17 protein-coding genes are annotated in these 20,093 nt (G+C 41.4%); 2 read left to right on the top strand and 15 right to left on the bottom strand.

Translation table 11 applies throughout. The features are described from left to right. Nucleotides 1–18: 18 nt before the first annotated feature. The 7 genes from Ga0466249_RS14170 to Ga0466249_RS14140 all read right to left on the bottom strand — a co-directional run bounded on the left by Ga0466249_RS14170 (nucleotide 19) and on the right by Ga0466249_RS14140 (nucleotide 8,969). The gene (locus Ga0466249_RS14170) at nucleotides 19–468 is read right to left on the bottom strand and encodes a chemotaxis protein CheW (RefSeq protein ID WP_215830122.1); all 450 of its coding nucleotides are present in this window, start codon (nucleotides 466–468) and stop codon (nucleotides 19–21) included. Continuing rightward, nucleotides 465–3,038: a chemotaxis protein CheA gene (locus Ga0466249_RS14165; protein WP_215830121.1), complete on the bottom strand. Its 2,574-nt coding sequence runs from the start codon at nucleotides 3,036–3,038 to the stop codon at nucleotides 465–467. The genes Ga0466249_RS14170 and Ga0466249_RS14165 overlap by 4 nt, the downstream gene beginning before the upstream one ends. A 15-nt stretch (nucleotides 3,039–3,053) precedes the next feature. Further along, nucleotides 3,054–4,040, bottom strand: a complete 987-nt coding sequence (locus Ga0466249_RS14160; protein ID WP_215830120.1) for a GGDEF domain-containing response regulator — start codon at nucleotides 4,038–4,040, stop codon at nucleotides 3,054–3,056. Between the two features lie 164 nt (nucleotides 4,041–4,204). After that, the gene (locus Ga0466249_RS14155; protein ID WP_215830119.1) at nucleotides 4,205–5,602 is read right to left on the bottom strand and encodes an amino acid permease; all 1,398 of its coding nucleotides are present in this window, start codon (nucleotides 5,600–5,602) and stop codon (nucleotides 4,205–4,207) included. A 198-nt stretch (nucleotides 5,603–5,800) separates the two neighbouring features. Further along, complete coding sequence (locus Ga0466249_RS14150) at nucleotides 5,801–6,757, bottom strand: phosphoglycerate dehydrogenase (protein WP_215830118.1); 957 nt, start codon at nucleotides 6,755–6,757, stop codon at nucleotides 5,801–5,803. A gap of 6 nt (nucleotides 6,758–6,763) precedes the next feature. Further along, nucleotides 6,764–7,753, bottom strand: a complete 990-nt coding sequence (locus Ga0466249_RS14145; RefSeq protein ID WP_215830117.1) for a 2-hydroxyacid dehydrogenase — start codon at nucleotides 7,751–7,753, stop codon at nucleotides 6,764–6,766. Nucleotides 7,754–7,778: 25 nt separating this feature from the next. Next, nucleotides 7,779–8,969 carry a pyridoxal phosphate-dependent aminotransferase gene (locus Ga0466249_RS14140; RefSeq protein ID WP_215830116.1) on the bottom strand — a complete coding sequence of 397 codons (1,191 nt, stop codon included), beginning with the start codon at nucleotides 8,967–8,969 and terminating at the stop codon, nucleotides 7,779–7,781. Nucleotides 8,970–9,489: 520 nt separating this feature from the next. Between Ga0466249_RS14140 and Ga0466249_RS14135 the strand changes: the two genes are divergently transcribed. Continuing rightward, entirely contained in the window at nucleotides 9,490–10,824 is a 1,335-nt protein-coding gene (locus Ga0466249_RS14135; RefSeq protein ID WP_215830115.1) for an FAD-dependent oxidoreductase, read from the top strand. A gap of 12 nt (nucleotides 10,825–10,836) precedes the next feature. Further along, on the top strand, nucleotides 10,837–12,237 hold the full coding sequence (locus tag Ga0466249_RS14130; protein WP_215830114.1) for a hypothetical protein: 1,401 nt from the start codon (nucleotides 10,837–10,839) through the stop codon (nucleotides 12,235–12,237). Nucleotides 12,238–12,304: 67 nt separating this feature from the next. Here the strand turns inward: Ga0466249_RS14130 and Ga0466249_RS14125 are convergent, their stop codons facing one another. The 8 genes from Ga0466249_RS14125 to Ga0466249_RS14090 all read right to left on the bottom strand — a co-directional run bounded on the left by Ga0466249_RS14125 (nucleotide 12,305) and on the right by Ga0466249_RS14090 (nucleotide 20,050). After that, a complete protein-coding gene (locus tag Ga0466249_RS14125) occupies nucleotides 12,305–13,117 on the bottom strand; it encodes a CoA-transferase subunit beta (RefSeq protein WP_215830113.1) in 813 nt (270 codons plus the stop codon). Then, a complete protein-coding gene (locus Ga0466249_RS14120; protein WP_215830112.1) occupies nucleotides 13,117–14,094 on the bottom strand; it encodes a CoA transferase subunit A in 978 nt (325 codons plus the stop codon). The genes Ga0466249_RS14125 and Ga0466249_RS14120 overlap by 1 nt, the downstream gene beginning before the upstream one ends. A gap of 35 nt (nucleotides 14,095–14,129) precedes the next feature. Then, nucleotides 14,130–15,317 carry a M24 family metallopeptidase gene (locus Ga0466249_RS14115; protein ID WP_215830111.1) on the bottom strand — a complete coding sequence of 396 codons (1,188 nt, stop codon included), beginning with the start codon at nucleotides 15,315–15,317 and terminating at the stop codon, nucleotides 14,130–14,132. A gap of 24 nt (nucleotides 15,318–15,341) precedes the next feature. Further along, nucleotides 15,342–16,319: a methylmalonyl Co-A mutase-associated GTPase MeaB gene (meaB, locus tag Ga0466249_RS14110; RefSeq protein ID WP_215830110.1), complete on the bottom strand. Its 978-nt coding sequence runs from the start codon at nucleotides 16,317–16,319 to the stop codon at nucleotides 15,342–15,344. A gap of 1 nt (nucleotide 16,320) precedes the next feature. Continuing rightward, complete coding sequence (locus Ga0466249_RS14105; RefSeq protein WP_215830109.1) at nucleotides 16,321–16,725, bottom strand: cobalamin B12-binding domain-containing protein; 405 nt, start codon at nucleotides 16,723–16,725, stop codon at nucleotides 16,321–16,323. A 58-nt stretch (nucleotides 16,726–16,783) separates the two neighbouring features. Then, complete coding sequence (locus Ga0466249_RS14100) at nucleotides 16,784–18,466, bottom strand: methylmalonyl-CoA mutase family protein (RefSeq protein WP_215830108.1); 1,683 nt, start codon at nucleotides 18,464–18,466, stop codon at nucleotides 16,784–16,786. Nucleotides 18,467–18,523: 57 nt separating this feature from the next. Next, nucleotides 18,524–19,078 (bottom strand): cob(I)yrinic acid a,c-diamide adenosyltransferase, encoded by a 555-nt coding sequence (gene cobO, locus Ga0466249_RS14095; RefSeq protein ID WP_215830107.1) that lies wholly within the window; start codon nucleotides 19,076–19,078, stop codon nucleotides 18,524–18,526. Between the two features lie 231 nt (nucleotides 19,079–19,309). Beyond that, nucleotides 19,310–20,050: a DUF6125 family protein gene (locus Ga0466249_RS14090; RefSeq protein WP_215830106.1), complete on the bottom strand. Its 741-nt coding sequence runs from the start codon at nucleotides 20,048–20,050 to the stop codon at nucleotides 19,310–19,312. Nucleotides 20,051–20,093 lie beyond the last annotated feature (43 nt).

The raw sequence follows: 20,093 nt of genomic DNA, 5'->3' as shown, positions 1-20,093 counted from the left end.
ATAGTCCCCTCTCTAGGCTCAGCAAGGCAATGAATTTGTTTTAGCACCAAATATTTTAGGAATATCCAGGACAAGTATCAGTTGATTCGTACACCTCACAACCTCAGAAATATAACAGTCTTGTCCGTTTTTCATTTGAGCTGGCGGCTCTTCACACATATTGGATGTTATATCCATAACATCACCCAGTTTGTCAATAAAAAAGCCTGCTTGATTGAACTCATCAGCATAATTTCTTAAAATAATGCAGTGATTTCGCTTAGTCATTTCGGCTGATTGAAACTGCAGTATGGCCGCTAAATTGAATAAAGTAATCACGGTTCCCCTTAGATTTAAAAGTCCAACAATCTCATCCGACTCCCCAGGAACAATCGTGTAAGAAACATTCTGATTAATCTCTTTCGCAAAAGCTATATCCATGCCATATACATTTGCACCAAGCTGAAATGTTAAGATTTTTCCTGTCATAGGGACTGTCCCCCTTGTGCCAAAATTCTCCCTTTTTCGGCCTCACAGTAAGCCATGTGAAAGAGTTCCTCAGCATGAACACTCAAAACAATTTTATCATGCAAAAGAACTGAACCCCATAGCCCTTTCGCTTCAGGTCCACCTTCTAGAACTTGCAGTGAAGCTTGAACGGTATCAACAATTTTTGATACGACCAACGCTACGGCAGGCCTGAATTTTTTCAGTATCACAAGATAAGCTGTTTGCTGTAACACAGAATTCATGGTAATAGGGAGATAGTCTTCCGGCCTAATTAGCTGTATAATCTTTCCTTTCACATGATAATACTCCTTACTTCCCATTCTTTCAATCTGCTGTTCCTGAACTTTCTCAACTCGTGCAATCATCGTTAAAGGCAGAGCCAGTATTTCCGGACCAGAACATTGAAAAAGAAGTACTTCTTGCTCGTCCGAATTTTGTTGATCCATTATAAACACATCAGTAGAAAATTTTCGAACCGCTTGCTCCACCACAAGCAAGCTTGCCGCCTTGGCAATGCCATCGACATCTAACACCAGAGCGATCCTACCATCCCCTAGGATAGTCACGCCAGAATAAGCCTGTTGTTTCTTTAAATAACGCGAGAGAGGCTTAACTAAAATTTCTTCCCAATCATCAATCGAATCAATGACAAGACCAAATTTCTTTGTTCCTGTTTTTAAAATCAATATCTTGGCAGCCAAAGACTGAGAACATTCAGCATGAGGCACGCCAATAACATCAGTAAGATGAATGATTGGAACTAACCCGTCGGACATTCTAATCACCTCATACCCTTGGACCCATTCGATTTTCCTCGCGGTCAAGTCAGAACCCATGCGTACAATTTCTTGTAAATTCACTTGAGGCAAAGCAAAAGAATGCTCGTCAATAGTAATAATCAGTGAAGGAATCACTGCCAAACTCAAGGGTAAAATCAACCGAAAAGTAGTACCCTTATTGATTACTGTATAAACTTCTACAGTTCCCCCTAATTTCTCAATGTTTGATCGGACAACATCCAATCCCACACCACGTCCGGAAAGCTCATTGACTTGGTTCACAGTAGAGAGGCCCGGCAGAAAAATCAGTTGAATCAGCTCAACCTCGCTCATCTTTGCCGCTTGCTCGGCAGTAATTACTTCTTGACGCAAAGCTTGCTGCTTAATCTTATCTAAATGAAGCCCTGCCCCATCATCTTTCATATCAATAATAACACGGCCACTTTCATGATAAGCCTTGATTTCTAACTTTCCCCTTGGATCCTTGCCTAGTTTCTTTCGTACCGCTGGTAATTCAATACCATGATCCAAAGCATTACGAACTAAATGCGTAAAAGGATCAACGAGACCTTCAATAATAGATTTATCTAATTCAACATGCTCACCTTGTATTTGCAAATCAAGGTTTTTCCTCAATTTTTTTGATAACTCGCGTACTAAACGCGGCATAGAATGAAATAAATTCGCTACAGGTTGCATCCGGGTACGCATAATTTTTTCCTGCATTTCTGTAATGGTATGATCCATTTTTTGTAGAATAGGCCGAATACCTGGTACCGGTTCTGTGCAGTTTGCAAGCGTTCGTACTAACTGATTTCTTGCTAAAATCATTTCACTAGACAAATTTACTAACTCATTTAACACATCCACAGCAACTTTAATTCGTTCTTCAACATGATTCGAGTGAAAAGCTTTTTCATCCTCAAAAAAACTTTGCGGCTCTTCCACTGATAATGCTGGAAGAACCGCTTCTTGAGCATCGGGCCCTCGCTCCGCTTCTACTAACAATTGAAATATTTCTGCTTCTTGTCTATGAATATCAAGTTGCACAATTTCACTTTCGATTGCCCCCAAAGCCATGACAACAAGCTCATGCTCTAAAACTGTACTAAATAGAAAAACCACCTTTTTACCCGAAACTGGAAGCGTACTTGTCTGCGCTGAATTATCGCGTATATAATAAGTAAGCAACGTACCAATAGACTGAATATTGCTCGCCATATTGACACAAAATTCTTCTTCATTCCCATTATTCAAAAAAGATTTTGAAATAAATTGATAAAATTTTCGACCATGCTTACAAATCTTTTTTAATTTCTCACGATATTTCATGCACCAATCGTCTGTTTTACCTTGCTTTTGGGATGATACGCATAATAAAGAAGTCCCTTGATCTAATGTAATAACAGCGCGCAATTTTGTTATGTAATGAGAAATATCAACTGTTTCACTATCTGCAACATGCTCTAATAAGTTCTTTAGTTCATCATTTGCTTCCAATAATATATCTGTGATCTGTAACCCAACAATCACAGTTTGACTTCTTATTTTACCAAGCACACTTTCCATGGCATGCGATAAGTCGACGATATTTTTCAGTTCAAAAAATCCAGCCGTTCCTTTAATACTATGAGCTGCACGAAAGATTTCATTTATGAGTTTTTGATTATATTGACCCTGCTCCCATTGAAGCAATCCTACCTCAATGGTTTCAGTATGTTCCTTCGCGTCAATGACAAAGTCTCGCAGCAAGTTCTCATCATCGATCACACTAAGCACCTCTTTTTAATCTACACAGAGACTCCATTGAGCCCGTCCCTCCTGCTTTGCTTGATACAAAGCACTATCGGCATGCTCAACGAGTGTTTTATAAAACAACTGGGGCTTGGGAATCATCGTAGCAATGCCTAAACTAATCGTAACATAAGAATGAATCGGTGAATTCTTATGAGGCAAAGCAAGCGAATCTATTTTTTTTAGAATTCTTCCTGCGACTGTCTGTCCACCGTCAGAATTCGTATTAGGTAAAACAATGGCAAACTCTTCACCGCCATATCGAGCAACAAGATCACTAGGACGATGAATACCTGCTGCTAATAACTTAGCGATTTTTTTTAAACATTCATCTCCAGCTTGATGACCATATGTGTCATTATAGAGCTTGAAAAAGTCGACATCAACCATGACCAAAGTTAATAATTCCTCTTTCCGCAAAGCACAATGCCAGGTTTGAGATAAATATTCTTCTAAGCGTCGACGGTTAGCAATACCTGTCATTTCATCAATCCTTGAAAGCTCTTTTAACTGGCTATTGGCTGCACTTAACTCTCGCATAACGTTTTCCATTACTTTTGTTGTCTCATGCAAAGAGTGATTTCGTTGCTCCAGTTCATATTGATAAGTCAAAGTACGTCTCCCCACAGCTAACCGACAGTTAAGCTCTCCGGCAGCTATAGGCTTCGTTAAAAAATCATCTGCTCCTGCTTCAAAACCTCTGACTACGTCATCGGCATCATTCTTTTTGCCTGTTACCATAATAATATAAGTCTGAAGTGCCTTCTCCCCTCCTTTGATGGTCTGACAAAGTTCAATACCATCCATTCCTGGAATAACCCAATCCAGTAGTACAATAATAGGTTCATCAATAACCCCAAGTATTTTCCATGCACTCAAACCATCCGCAGCAAACAGTACTTCATAACCCCAATTTTTTACAAGTGCGGCATATATTTTTCGCATACTTTGTTCGTCGTCAATAATTAACAACTTCATTCTATCTCACCTTTGTTGTATATATAATACCAACAATATATAATATAACATATTTTATCCAAATTTGAACAATGAATCATATGATAGTGTACCTATCTATAAAAATATTCCGTATCACATAAAAGTGATACGGAATACCTTATTTTATCGCTATCCTGTTTTCCTTATTGATTAGTGATTTTTTCAGCAAGAATTAGAGCACTATGGCGGTATCCATAGACGAAATAAAAGACAAGCCCCAGACCCGTCCAAACAGCATAACGAATCCACGTTTCAACAGGCAGACTGTAAATAAGATAAACACAAGAAAGAATGGCTGCCGGTGCAATAAAATAAACAGCAGGACAACGAAAGGGACGCGGTAAATCAGGTGCCCTCTTACGTAATACAAGTACACCCACAGCAGTTGCCAAAAAAGCAACAAGTGTCCCAATATTCACGAGTTCAGCCATAATATGAACCGGCGTAAATCCAGCTATGATAGCAACAAGAATACCTGAAATAGTAGTAATAATATGAGGAGTTCCATATTTAGGATGGACCTTGCAAATGGCGGCAGGAATCAATCCATCACGGGACATGGCAAAAAAGATCCGCGTTTGACCATACAAAAGCGCCATCAAAACAGTTGTCAAACCAGCGATAGCCCCGGTGCCCACCAAAGCCGAACCTAAATTATAACCGATTTGCCGCAAGGCGAATGCCACGGGTTCAGCATTATTAAGCTCTTGATAAGGTATAACTCCAGTAAGCACAGCCGAGACAGAAATATAAAGGACGGCACAGATAATTAACGATCCAATAATACCGATCGGCAAATCACGATTGGGATGCTTACATTCTTCGGCAGCCGTTGCCACACAATCAAAACCAATGTAGGCTAAAAACATGGCAGCAGCTCCAGTCATAACGCCAGAAAATCCAAATGGCAAAAATGGCGACCAGTTGGCTGTATTTACTTTAGGCCCAGCTAAAAATAAAAAGATGAAGACAGCTAATAACTTCACACCTACTAAAAACTTATTTAGCGTAGCACTCTCTTTGGTACCGTGCAATAGAAGTATGCTGAGAAACAGCAATATAAACATAGCTGGCAAATTAATAATCCCACCATCAGCAGCAACGGCAGTCCAAGCTTTAGGAACAGCCATGCCTGCTGATTTAAAAAGACCCATAACATATGCCGACCATCCTGCCGCAACAAGACTCGCCGCAATCATATATTCGAGAACCAAACTCCAACCAACAATCCAGGCAAAAAATTCTCCCAAGGCCGTATAGGAATAGGTATAGGCACTGCCAGCAAACGGTACAGCAACTGCCAGTTCTGAATAACATAAAGCACAAAATATACAGGCAATCGCTGATAATACTAAGGAAATGATAATACCAGGTCCGGCATAGGTAGCAGCTACAACTCCCGTAAAAACAAAGATGCCTGTCCCCATAATACACCCGACGCCAAGCAAAACTAAATCAAGTGCTCCCATATTTTTTTGCAATTTCTGTTGATTTTGTTTTTCCTGAAAAGACGCAAGGCTTTTTGTCCGAAATAAACTCATGTAATAAACCTCTTTCAATGATTAAATTTAAGTATGTTTAACAATCTTAGTTAACAACTTTACCCTGTCATTTACCCGTGTAATAATAACACATATACAAAAAAAGTTCAAAATAAAAAGCATCCTGAAGATAAAGAAGACCAAAAGTCCACTCTACAAGGATGTTTATATAAATAGAATGTCTTTATATCATTAGGCTTAAATGGTTTGAACAACATTTTCAGCTACAAGAAAATCCATTCGTTTAATCGAATCAAAAGTATAAGATCCCACATGGGCTGTCGCTACGACATTCTCCAAATTTTCCTTGATTAAGGGATCATCCACAACAGGTTCAATATCGAAAACATCAATAGCCACACCCGCAATTTCGTCGTTCTTAAGAGCCTCAAGCAGAGCACGTTGATCCACGAGACCTGATCGGGCAGTATTAATTAAATAAGCTGTTCGTTTCATTAAAAAAAATTCCTTCACCCCGATAAGTCCTCGCGTCTCTTCATTCAATGTACAATGCAAAGTAATAAAGTCTGCTTTGGCAATAAGCTCTTCTTTGGTACATAAGGTAATACCATTCTTTTTCAAATAATTTTTATCGGGATGACCTGTATAAGCTAAAATGTTCATACCAAAACCTTGTGCACGCTTGACAACGGCTTTTCCAATCCGTCCCAAACCGATAATACCTAATGTTTTTCCCCATACATCACGACTAATAGGACGATGCCAATGGTTCTGACGTAATTGAGCATCAATAACAGTCACCTTTCTTGCCACAGATAACAAAAGGGCAAATGCTAGATCAGCAACCGTTTCATTGCCGGGCATGGCTGTTGTTGTTTTAATTTGCACTCCCGCCCTTTTCGCCGCAAGAGCATCAATATTTTCAATACCCACACCATGCCTGGAAACGACTTTTAAATTTCGACAATACTCAAAAACAGTATGGTTCATCTCATCCGAACTTGAATAAACAACAATGGCATCAAGCGACTGCTCTGCATCTACATTGATAATATCCTGGGCACTCATGGCATGATCTGTCGAGTTCCAAATAATATGACAGTCATTTTCTTCGAAGTATTGAATAAGTTGCTCTTTATGCTCGCGGTCCAGTTGACTGCCAAAACTTTTCGATGTAATCAATATATTTTTCACTTTTTCTCACTCCCTAATATTGACGACATAGAGCGGCTTCTTATGACAAAGTACTCGATCAATGTTATCAAGTGACATGCGTAGCATCTCTCCAAAAGATCCTATTGTAACACCTGCAATATGAGGTGTTACAATCAGACGTTGGCGTGCCTTGAATGAAAGATTTAATAAAGGATGATCAGACTGTGGCGGCTCAGGCGATAAAACATCTACTGCCGCTCCGCCGATATGGCCTAATTCAAGCATTTCAGCCAAAGCCACCTGATCAACCACTTCCCCCCGGGCTGTATTCACCAAAAAACTTCCATTAGGCATAAGCATCAATTCATCTCGCCCAATTAAGCCCTGTGTTTCCTTCGTCAAAGGGACATGGAGACTCAGCATCGAACAACCTTTCAATAGTTCCCGTAATGGTGCATACTGAATGCCTAGCTCTTGTTCAATTTTTGCCGCTGAGCCGAAGCAGTCATAATACTGCACTGAAGCCCCCAAAATTTTTAAAATTTGTGCAACCCGTCGCCCAATAGCCCCCATCCCAACCAATCCAATCACGCTGCCCGCCATATCATTCAATCCATGTGCTAACAAACTCTTTCTCACTTCGCTGTACTTGCCAGCTTTTGTTTCGCTATCAGCGACAATCACTTGGCGTTGCAGGGCAATTATGAGCCCAATGGTATATTCGGCAACAGCATTGGCATTGGCACCCGGAGCATTCGCTACAGGAATCCCCTCATTTGCGGCAGCTTCAACATCAATCAAATCAAAGCCTGCCCCAACAGATTGAATCAATTTGATATGACGGATTCGTTTCAGTATAGAAGCATTAATCTCTGGAAAAGTCGCTGGCACAAACAGACAATCGGCACCTTCACAAGCAGCAACTAATTCATCCTCCGTAGCAGGTGTGACAAAACGGACATTCCATTTTGCCGGTATCTCAACATGAGAAGCATCAAATCGCCATTTAGGCACTACACTCACAATGATTGACATAAAAACAGCCTTCTTTCTCTTTAATTTATAACTTTCTAAGTACTTTCATAGCCTCATCAATGCGCTCCAATCCGATACGACAGTCATCATAAGATACAGCATAAGATAGCCTGAAGTGGCCGTTGCCTCCCTGACCAAAAGCCAATCCATCGACTACAGCGACACCTTCATGATTCAATAAATAATTGGCAACTTGCGCCGATGTAATATTAGGCAATGTAACGCGAGGGAAAGCATAAAAAGCACCTTGCGGTATTCCGTTGAGTTCAAGACCTGGAATTTGCTTCAGCCTGCCAAGGACAAGCAATCGGCGCCGGGCAAATTCCCGCACCATAGACTCTACACACTCTTGAGACCCTGTAAGCGCCGCAATGGCCCCATACTGGGCAAAGGTGCACAAGGACAGCATAACATTCTGCTGAAGACGAATAGCTGCGCCAATGATTGTTTCCGAAGCTGCAATATAGCCGATACGCCAACCTGTCATTGCATAAGTTTTTGACAAAGTACCACAAATAACAGTCCGCTCTTGCATACCTGGAAAACTAGCTGGCGATACAAAGTTTCCTTCATAAATCATTTTGTCATACGCCTCATCAGAGATCAGGATTAAATCATTTTCTACAGCAAAATCAGCCACTTCTTTTAATTGTTCTTTCGTTAAACAACCTCCTGTAGGATTATGTGGTGAATTGACGAGGATGGCTTTGGTTCGCCGTGTTAATGCACGTTTAGCCGCTGTTAAATCATAGGAAAAATTTTCATCTGGCTCAAGTGGAATTTTCACAGGAATACCACCAGCCAATTGAATAGCGAGGGCAAATGGACCAAAAGAAGGATCAGGAATAATCACTTGGTCTCCATCATTTAATAAGCTTAAAAAAGTTAAATATAGGGCTTCTTGTCCTCCCGCTGTCACCATGATTTCTTTTTCTAAGTCATAATTCAATTCTTTATCTATTCTGAGCCGCATGGCCAGTGCTTCACGTAAAGCAGGCAGTCCATTATTAGGCGCATAATGGACATATCCTTTATCAAGAGCTACTTTCGCCGCTTCTTTAATATGAGACGGCGTATCAAAATCTGGGCGCCCTATTTCAAAATGAATCACTTTTTTCCCTTGCGCTTCTATTTCATTGGCCCGCTGAAATACCTTTCGAATTCCCGCAAAAGAAATATCTGTCAACCTATTTGAAATAATTGGTAAATAGTCCATCACAATACCTCCTCAATTTTTTTGTCTATTCCATTATTGCTCCGCTTATTGGAATCTCGGTAAGTTGAATATTTCAAGTTAACTCATCAAAGATGAGTAGCTATGTACAGTATAAAATTTACCACAACCACCTATGATAAATAGGCGTGCCAAAATTAGATAATGATTCTAATTCGGCACGCCATTGTGACCTATTTTATACATATACAGGAAATTATTTTGTTTTCTAATTTTTTACTATTCGATAAAAATAACTATTTTCCTGCAAAAATTGTTCAATTTTCATTATTTTCATGAATCAAATGAGAAACTCAAGCAGGACTTTATAAATACAGCTAGAATAGTACATGCTAGAATTTACTGATAGTCGATGTTCCACAATAAATAACTATGATACCCGTAATAAGATTCTAGCTATTTTTACGGATCTTCTATCGACTCATAATTCAAATTCACTCAACGTCGAGTAGGTATGAAGGCTTCCTTCTTATCTACTCTTATTTTTTAAGGAGGAATAGAAATGAAGAAAGTTGTAATTGTTGGCGGCGGCTGGGCAGGTTGTGCTGCAGCACTAGCTGCACGAAAAGCAGGCTCTGACGTAGAATTATTTGAACGAACAGATATGCTGCTTGGCACAGGTCTCGTTGGGGGTATCATGCGGAACAATGGGCGTTTTACTGCAACTGAAGAAATGATTGCCATGGGTGGCGGCGATTTATTCAAAGTCTGTGACAACAATTCTCGACACAAAAACATTGAATTTCCAGGACACAAACATGCTAATTTATATGATGTATCTCGCATTGAACCAGCCGTTCGCAAGACACTGCTTGATGCGGGAGTCAATATTCATTTAAAATCCCGTATCAAAGATATCGTTGGGCAAAATGGAAAAATCATGAAAGTCATTGCCGACGTATATCATAGTAATGAAGTCATTGAAGCGACTGGTGATGCCTTTGTCGACACGGCTGGTACAGCGGGACCCCAAGTAAACTGCATGAAATATGGCAACGGCTGCGCCATGTGTATTTATCGCTGCCCTACTTTCGGACCACGCTTTAGCATTGCTGCCAAGGCTGGTGTAAAAGAAATCATCGGTCAAAAAGCGGATGGTACTTTTGGTGCTATGAGTGGTTCCTGCAAACTTCACAAAGACTCCCTGGCTCCTGACGTAAGAGAAAAACTTGATCGCACAGGTGTCTGTGTTATTCCAGTGCCTTCACACCTGCAAAAAAGTATGGCCTCTCTTGGCCAAAAAGCGTGTCAGCAATATGCCCTGAAAGAATTTGCTGAAAACATTGTCCTGTTAGATACGGGGCATGCTAAACTCATGTCAGCTTATTATCCACTAGACCTGCTGCGCCAAATTCCAGGCTGCACGAATGCCCGTTTTGAAGATCCCTATTCAGGTGGTATTGGTAATTCCATGCGTTATTTTGGTATGCTGCCAAGAGACAATTCCCTGAAGGTAGAAGGACTGCAGAATGTGTTCTGCGGCGGTGAAAAGGCCGGTCTATTAGTTGGCCATACCGAAGCAATTGTAACAGGAACGCTAGCAGGTCATAATGCAGCACGCTGCGCTGTCGGTCTGTCTCCCATTGAAATCCCGCAAAGCCTAGCTTGTGGTGACGCCATCGCTCATGTAAGAGAGAAGATGCAGACCAAAGAGGGTCTAACAAAAAAATATACTTTTTCCGGTTCTGTATATTTCGAAAGCATGAAGGAAAAAAATCTTTACACAACAGATATTCAGCAAATTAACACTCGTGTCCAGCAAGCCAATATGACAGACTTTTTTGCCATCCCCCTTGCACAGCCCCATTTAGACGCAGCTGCCACGAAAAAAAGGTAGGGGAGAAACTGCATGCACACTGTCACACTATCTGTCGCTGACGGACTATTTATGTTTTTCGTGATTGTTACCCTCGGCTGCCTCGCAACACGGCGAGATGCCTTACTGCCTACTTCGCTGGGACTTCTCGTAGTTGGTTCTGTACTCAAAGGCAATATTATGGGCGGACTCATGGTAACCTTCAACGCCATCCTTGCTGCCACTACAGATTTACTGAATATTATTATTGTTATTGCCTTGGTAGTCATGATGACGAAAACAATGGAAGATATGGGCTCAGACCGCCTAATGGTTACTCCCATCCGCAGTCTGTTAAGCAAACCCAGTATATCCTACTGGGTAATTGGCTTAGCCATGCTTGTATTGTCCTGGTTTATTTGGCCAACGCCAGCTGTGGCTCTATTGGGAGCTCTTGTGCTTCCACTAGCCATTGTTGGCGGATTGCCGCCTATCATAGCCGCTATGTCCTTATCCATATTTGGCAAAGGCATTGCCTTATCGAGTGATTTTATTATACAAGGAACACCTTCTGTAACCGCCAAAATGACGGGAATACCTGTTGCTGATATTATGACTGCCAATATGCCTGTCTGGGCAACTGTATCGGTAATTGCCGCTATTACAGCTTTTATTATCGCCAAACGGACTATTAACAGCAAAGACAAAACACGGGCTGAAACAACGATAAGCAATGAAGAAATGGCCAAGCGAGCTGTGGCCGCTACGGCTACCTTCAAGGTAAGTCCAATTGGCAAGATCATGGCTTGGTTTATTCCACTGGCTTTATTACTTGACGTCTATTTTATGTTTCAGTTCAACCTCAAAGGCGGCGATGCAACAGCGCTAATCGGCGGCACCGTGCTCATGATTACCATGATTAGCGCTATTTTCCAATACAAAGGCGACGCTTTTGCCAAGGTAATGGGACATGCCCGCACTGGCTGGATGTTTGCTGTAAAGGTATTCGGACCCGTTGTCATTATCGCCGGTTTTTTCTGGCTTGGCGGCGATTCGTTAAAAGATATTCTCAAAGACAAAAATGCTCAAGGGCTCATGTTTGACTGGGGATATTTTATTGCCGCCTACATCCCCATTAACACTTTCATGGTATCCATTATGGTTACCATTGCCGGAATGCTGGCCGCCTTTGACGGATCCGGCTATGCGGCCATTCCTTTAGGGGCAAGCATCGCTATGGCTTTAGGCAAACCGATTGGTGCCAATGTTGCAATACTTGCCTCTCAAGCCCAAATGGCAGCTATTTGGACAGGTGCTACACTTGTCCCATGGGGCTTTCTGTCAGTCACAGCAGCCATGGCAGGCGTTGACCCATCCGATCTAGCCAGACGAAACTTGTGGCCAACGTTGCTCGGTCTAGCAGCTGGCATAGTGATCACGACCGTTTTAGCGTAATAGCGCATCATAAGAAACCAAAAAAGACTGACACCCAAAGGTGCAGTCTTTTTTGGTATGAAATCGGTTAAGGCAAAAAGATGCCTTCAGGATCAATTTTGTTATAAAGTAAGTCAACCTGTTTCTTCGTAGGTGGTAATGTTTCTCCTGATACACGCGAAACATTGAGTTTAAAGCCCACATTATCTACGACATCCTGAACAGTAAAGCCAGGATGCACTGTATCTAGATACATTTCTCCTGTTTCATCAAAACGAAACACTGCCATATCCGTAATAACAGTAGAAACGCCACCTTTAAAATAGGAGCCATAAACTTCCTGTTTCGAGGCCCATTCACCTGATGGCCATTTTTTGACGCGCCAGCCTGGTGAAGTTACATAATCCACGTGTTCTTTAAAACGGCGCTTTTCCTGCACCATAATAAATACCGTTCGTTTGGCATAGGAACAAATATCGGAGTTACCACCACTTCCTGTAAATCTCTTTTTCGGATGATTGTAATCACCGATAACCGTGCAATTCACATTACCATACTTATCAATTTCAGCTCCGCCTAGAAAACCAAGATCAACATACCCAGCATGGAGCTGTCCATAAAAAGCTTCAAATAATCCTGAAGCCTTCGAAGCCTGATAAGCACAACGAGCATCACCGACAGAAGTTGGAATATCTAAGGGCCTTCCATCAATACTGCCTGCTTCATAAATACAGACAGCATTCGGAGCCTGTTCCTTTTGCGCTAATGTAATGGCCAGCATGGGAAGCCCGGTACCAGCAAAAACAACGTCACCGTCACATACTTCCCTGGCAGCTGCAGCAGCTAATAAATCGATAGGTTTAAATTCGCCAGGTTTGCAGTATTCGCTAGAGTCAGCCATTATCTCTTCCCCCTTTTCATACGCGTTGAATAGCCCATGATTTGGCTGGCACGTAATTCTTCTAAATGACGTACACCGAGTTTTTCCAAGTATTCCTCGTGAGAATCAACGCCAAAAATCCACTCTTTAGCAAATTTATCAAAAGCTTCCTGACTCCGTACGTTACGATTATAATCCTTAAGGAACGTTGCATCAGAATCATAATAAAACTGCGAACCTGTCGGATGAGCAGCCCAAGGACATTCCACGATGTAGTCAATTTCGTAACCAGATGCTAAATTTGCTGTAGGATCGGAACGTAAATAACTGTCTGGAACAATTTCTTCACAAATAACGACGACTTTTTTTGAAGCTTTAATGACTTCTGCATCATTATAACTTTGCGAAAGAACGCGGACCGTCCCTTCATCACCCACAATTGGTGCATAAACCAACGCCACATCAGGATTGACAGCTGGTAGCAGCACACAATCACTCCGGCCAAAGAAAGGGTCTTTCGCCATGACATATTTTTGCGCTGGAATATTGCGATGCTTGCCGTCTCTTAAACCTGCATGAGCTAATTGATCATATTCCGGATTAAAAATATCTGTCCCCATCGCGAGTGCACAGGGAAAGAACGGCAGTCCCAAGGCCCCTGCCATCAATCGCCCAGCAGTATGACCATGGCTATAGTCATCAACAAGAACTTCACCGGCAATCTGCTTACGGGCTAAGTTCTCCCCGATTTTCCCCAGCATTTCTTGCCCCATCCAGGCACCTTCCCAGATTTTTACGCAGCCTGCACCGACAAGTAAATCGCTGTGATAGCCGCCTTGGACCTCAAACAAATGCAAATCCTTTTTTCCTTGTCTAATAAGCTCATAACAAAGTGCTACCGGACGTCTCCAGATGGTAAAACCGCTAAAAGTTATCTGATCACCATCATGAACTAGTGCACCGGCTTCTTTTAGTGTAATTTTTTTCGGTTTACTCAATGTAAGTTCTCCTTTATATTCACTTTATTGTGTTTCTACTTCACATAAGTAATAGCCTCAGGAGTAATACTTAATGATTCAGGCCCTGTTTCCGTCATAACAAAGCTATTTTCAATTCCAATCGCGCCGTCAGGAAAGATAAATTTAGGTTCAAGAGCAAATGTCATGCCAGGCAATAATGGATTCTTAAATCCCTTAGCGAATATCGGCCACTCATCTAATTCCAGACCAATACCATGGCCCAGGAATTTCACGCGATCTTTTTTATAACCCATGAAGTAATCTTGATAACCGAATTTTTCGGCCAATTTCAACGCCAGGAGATAAGGTTCTTCAGCTGGAGTACCTGGTTTCATGATTTTAAGTACTTCTGTTTCAATCTGTAGAGCCGCTTGAAAAGCCTGCTCTAGTTTGGGTGACAATTCTCCAATACAGAACATCCGAGTCTGATCGCCTGTATAGCCTTGAATAATTGACGTATAATCAATAAGCACCGGCTCATTGCGCCTTACTTTTTTCCAGCCAGCCCCATTGGGATGGGATACGCAAACACCTGGTCCACCAATGGGTCCATCAAAAAAGCTCGGGAAAAAGCCACTTTCACCGCTACAAACATCGCCATAGAAAAACTCCTGATTGAAAGCACGCAGCTTACAACAACCAGCGAAACCACGTTTACGTAATTCCGCTTCAAATAATGCCGCAAGTTCAATTTCAGGCATGCCTTCTCGCAAAAAATCAGGTACAGTCTTAAAAGCCTCGTCAGAAACTTTTAATGCCTTACGCAAGAACCCAATTTCATAAGATGATTTGATGACACGAATTTCTTTAATTGCCGGAGAAATATCGCTCAACTCAGCATTCGAAAAAATATTTTTATACATTTGATATAGATTAAAAGGCAATACATCTAATTCCATTCCAACATTATCCAAGCTTTTGTAACCAAAAGATGCGAGAAGGGTTGGAATTTCTTTAGGACTCCGAATAGCGACAATATTCATAAGCGGCGATTCATTCTTACCGCGTTGCAAACTTCTTTTTATCATCAGTACGGATTCGCCCTGAGCTGGTACATAAAGGAAAGCGTTTTGTACTGTCCCGGCAAAATAAAACATATCGCTGTTTAATAGAATAAGAGCTCCGTCAAGTCCCTGCTGACTTAACTTCTGCTGCAAATGAGCTGTCCTTGCATCAATTTCCGCTTTTGGGGTCAAATCCATAGCTGCTTTCTCTCCAGTTCCTCGTTACTTCTTCATATAGCGCTGCGCTACTTCTTCAGCAAGTGTATAAGGATCAATCTCCCTGGCAACTAATTGATCAACCATCTTTTCCGTTTCGCCTTGATCCTGCAATTCATTCAGCACAGGCTCGAAAATAGTCGCCCACAAGGCTTCATTCAGTTCAGCAGCAGCTTTACGACGCTTACGTTCTGCTAACAGATTACTTTCAATTAAGAACTTGTAATGTTCCTCAATCTTGTCACGTAAAAGCTCCACACTCTTGGCAAATTCCTTGGGCTCAAGGACACTGCCAACCTTTAAAATTGGAATGGTCCAGCCATTTTTGGCATTCGACCCGTTCTTTTTAGACATAGCAACAATATTGAGTAGTTCTTGATAGAGTTTTGCTGCGCCGTCCCGATCAGCCTTATTAATGACAAAAATATCGGCGATTTCCATCAATCCCGCTTTAATGGCTTGAATTTCATCCCCCATCCCCGGTACAAGCACAACAACTACTGTATGGGCATGGTTAATAATATCAACTTCTTGCTGCCCCACACCACAGGTCTCAACGATGATTTTTTCCTTCTCCAAGGCTTCCATAACATGAATTCCTTCGCCAACAGCCTTGGAAAGTCCACCCAAAGATCCTTTCGTTGCCAAGCTTCTTACAAATACAGCCTCATCTTCCGAATGCCGTAGCATACGAATACGATCACCCAATATGGCCCCGCCTGAAAACGGGCTTGTAGGATCCACAGCAAGTACGCCAATCGTTTTTTTATCTTGCCGATAAGTCGCAATGAGTTCATCTGTCAAAGTACTCTTCCCCGCACCGGGGGCACCAGTAATCCCAATAACATGGGAATTACTGGATGCAGTAAAAATTTCTCGCATGGCAAGATGCGTATTCGGTATTTGATCTTCTAAATTTCTAATAAGTCGAGAGGCGGCACGAATGTCTCCGGCCAAAACCCTCTTGCTTAAATCTTCCATCATGTCACGCCCTTGCGGTCACATTTGTATTGATCCATTCAACGATTGAATCCAGTGTCGTTCCCGGTGTAAAGATTTCTTTGAGCCCAGCTTCATACAAGGCAGGCATATCCTGTTCAGGAATAATGCCGCCGCCAATGACAATAATATCTTCGGCGCCTTTTTCTTTTAACTGTTTAGCTACTTCAGGGAACAAAAACTTATGTGCTCCTGATAGACAGCTTAATCCAACCACATCTACGTCTTCCTGAATTGCAACTGAAACAACTTGTTCAGGACTTTGGTGGCACCCTGTATAAATTACTTCAAAACCAGCATCACGAAAAGCTCTTGCTAGCACTTTGGCCCCACGATCATGTCCATCAAGACCGGGTTTAGCCACAAGTATACGAATTCTTCTATTAGACATCAAACTTACCTCCCTAAGTCAGTTAATCAGTGATTCCATTCATTCTTTCACTATTCGATTAGAATATGCCAGGATCACGATATTCACCATAAACTTCACGGTAAACATCACAAATTTCTTGAACGGTTGCATAATTTTTAACAGCTTCAATACAATAAGGCATCACATTGTCGCCTTTTTTACATGCACTGGCAAGATCTTTCAAGCATTGTGATACTTTACGGCTGTCGCGTCTTCTCTTGACTGAAGCCAAACGTTTGAGCTGTTCTTTTTCCACCGAATCATCAATTGCCAGAAGTGGAATATCGATTTTTTCGTCTTCTTCAACATATTTATTAACACCAATCATGACTTTTTCCTTGGAATCTATTTGTTGCTGGAATTTATAAGAAGCATCAGATATTTCCATCTGCGGATAGCCTTTTTCGATGGCTTTAATCATGCCACCCATGTCATCAATCTTATGAATATATTCCCAAGCCTTTTCTTCCATTTCATTCGTAAGCGACTCAACGAAATAGGAACCTGCTAAAGGATCGATAGTATTGGCAACACCCGTTTCTTCAGCTAGAATTTGCTGCGTTCTTAAAGCAATCTGCACAGCATGTTCAGAAGGCAGGCACAATACTTCATCTAATGAATTAGTATGTAGGGACTGAGTGCCGCCCAAAACAGCAGCTAACGCTTCTGTAGCCGTTCTAACAACGTTATTATAAGGCTGCTGAGCAGTCAGTGAACAGCCTGCTGTCTGAGTATGGAACCGCATCCAGCAAGAACGGGGATCTTTAGCACCAAAACGATCACGCATGATCTTGGCCCACATCCGACGAGCTGCCCGCATTTTAGCAATTTCTTCAAAGAAATCAATATGCGAATTAAAGAAGAAAGACAACCGGGAAGCAAATTGATCCACTTGCAAACCTTTACGGTTAATAGCATCTTCCACATATTCAATACCATCACGCAGCGTGAACGCCAATTCCTGTGCAGCCGTTGCGCCAGCTTCTCTAATATGATAACCACTAATACTCACAGTGTTCCATTTTGGCACATATTTCGTACCAAATTCAATGGTATCACTAATGAGTTTGACAGAAGGTTCTGGCGGACACATTAAGGTTTTCTGAGCAATAAATTCTTTCAGAATATCATTTTGAATCGTACCGCTAATCTTGTTCAATGGAATACCCTGCAATTCGGCTGATGCACAATACATAGCCCATAGAACGGTTGCAGGCGGATTAATTGTCATAGAAGTACTGATTTTGTCCAATGGAATACCTTTAATGAGGTCGCCAAAGTCTTCAATCGTATCAATGGCTACGCCACATTTTCCACATTCTCCTCTAGCTTTCGACGAATCGGAATCATAACCCATAAGAGTAGGAAAATCGAATGCCGTACTCAGACCCGTTTGGCCCGTAGTCAGCAAATAATGCCAACGTTTATTTGTCTCAACAGCCGTTCCCATACCAGCGAACATACGAAATGTCCAATATTTTCCCCGATAACCTGTTGGTTGATTGCCGCGTAAGAATGGGAATTGTCCAGGATAAGCAATATCCTTTTCAAAATCTAAATTTTTAACATCTTCTGGGCCATAGATTCTCTTAATGCCTAAATCAGAAACAGTCGTCCATTTTTCTTTTTGGTCGGCATGTTTTGCCACACCTTTTCTTACTTCATCTTCCCATTTTGATCTTAGTTCACTTGATTTATCCAATACGTCTTTGGTAAACAATCTTTACTCCCCCCAAGGTTTAGTATAGAAATTGCTTGGTTTTTCGTATTCATATAATTAATATTCAATGCCAGCTCGCCCTTTAATTCCTTCATTATAATGGTGTTTAATTTCCATCACTTCACTGACCGTATCAGCCAAATCCTTTATCTTATCTGACGCATAGCGTCCAGTTAATAACAGATCTAACTCAGTCGGCTTATTTCTTATGAGCTCAAGAATCTCTTCTTCAGGAATTAAATGAAAATCAGCAGCAACATTAATCTCATCTAATATGACCATATCATATGCTTTGCTTTGAATAATTTCTCTGGCCTTTTCAAGACCTTGTTTGGCAAGCTCAATATCTATTGGAGTTGGATTATCCCGCATGACGAAACTATCAAGGCCAGATTGGATAATTTTTAAATCCGGGAAATATTTTTCTGCCGCCAAAACTTCTCCATACTTCATCCCCTTCATAAATTGAATCACACATACCTTGTATCCTTGTCCAATTGCTCGCAATGCCTGCCCAAACGCAGCCGTTGTTTTGCCTTTACCATTCCCTGTAATAACGAGCACTAAGCCACGCTTCTCTATGGTTGTCTCATGAGATTGCAACGCTGACATTTTGTCACCTCCTTCCAAAAAAAAATGCTAGATCTAACTTGGCGACAGCTGGCTTTCAAATAGTTGACAAAGTTAAATATTCTGAATATTGCTTTTCACAATCGCGTTTTTTTAGCATAAGCAAGAAAGTTAGTTCACCTTTTCACTATCTTTCATATATCTTCGCCGTAACTTTACAGTTTCCTTTTATTCCAAAATATTTTTATCGCATATTTATTTCTGATACCTTCGTCATTCAATACTAAATCGCCAAGCACAAAACCATTCCTGGGGATGATCATCAGGCGGGCAACCGATACATTCCGTTTTAATTCTCTTATCAATGGCCTGAGCAAACGTCTTATATTCGACAAGTCCCGCTGACTTGCAAGGATAATCGATAAGTCCCTTACTTTTTCTAGCCGACTGAACTCGGCAGTCATTCATCTGAAATAAAATACGATTCGGGCCTTCATCAATAATAGACTGTACATTGATTTTCGCGTAAAGACGCAGTTTGAGCGCCGCTTTGAGTCCCTCAATGCCAGGCTGATCAGGCAGTTCTAAAAAACGTTTAATTGACCATGCCTCAAAGGGAGCAAACCAAGCCCAACAGGAATCATTACAGCGTTTAGCATCAAGCATTCCCTCCTTAGACTCTACGGCTTGAAACCAAATTCCATCACCAGCCAACCAGTTCAATCCTAAAATTTCAATTAACTCAGTCAGCTTGTCCTTTGGCATGTCAAGCAAAGGTTCAGGGATACCGTCAACAAGTTTAAACCCAAAAAGTTTCCCCAAGCGATTTAATTGAATGCCCATGCTTTTTTCATAGACTGATCCCATCATTTCCAGTGCTTTTTCAAAACCGAGCTGATGTTCCACCTCTTTAAACCAAAATACGTGATGGACAAGTGTCCGATGGAACATGTCCATCGCTAATTTAGCCAATTCCTGCTGACTCAATTTTTCAACATTCACATTCTGCTCCATAGTTATATCCCCCCTCCTGTTCCCCCTCCAAAATATCGAGCAA

The sequence above is a fragment of the Pelorhabdus rhamnosifermentans genome (assembly GCF_018835585.1).
Taxonomy (GTDB): Bacteria; Bacillota; Negativicutes; order UMGS1260; family UMGS1260; genus Pelorhabdus; species Pelorhabdus rhamnosifermentans.
This window is presented reverse-complemented; position numbering and strand designations above follow the sequence as displayed.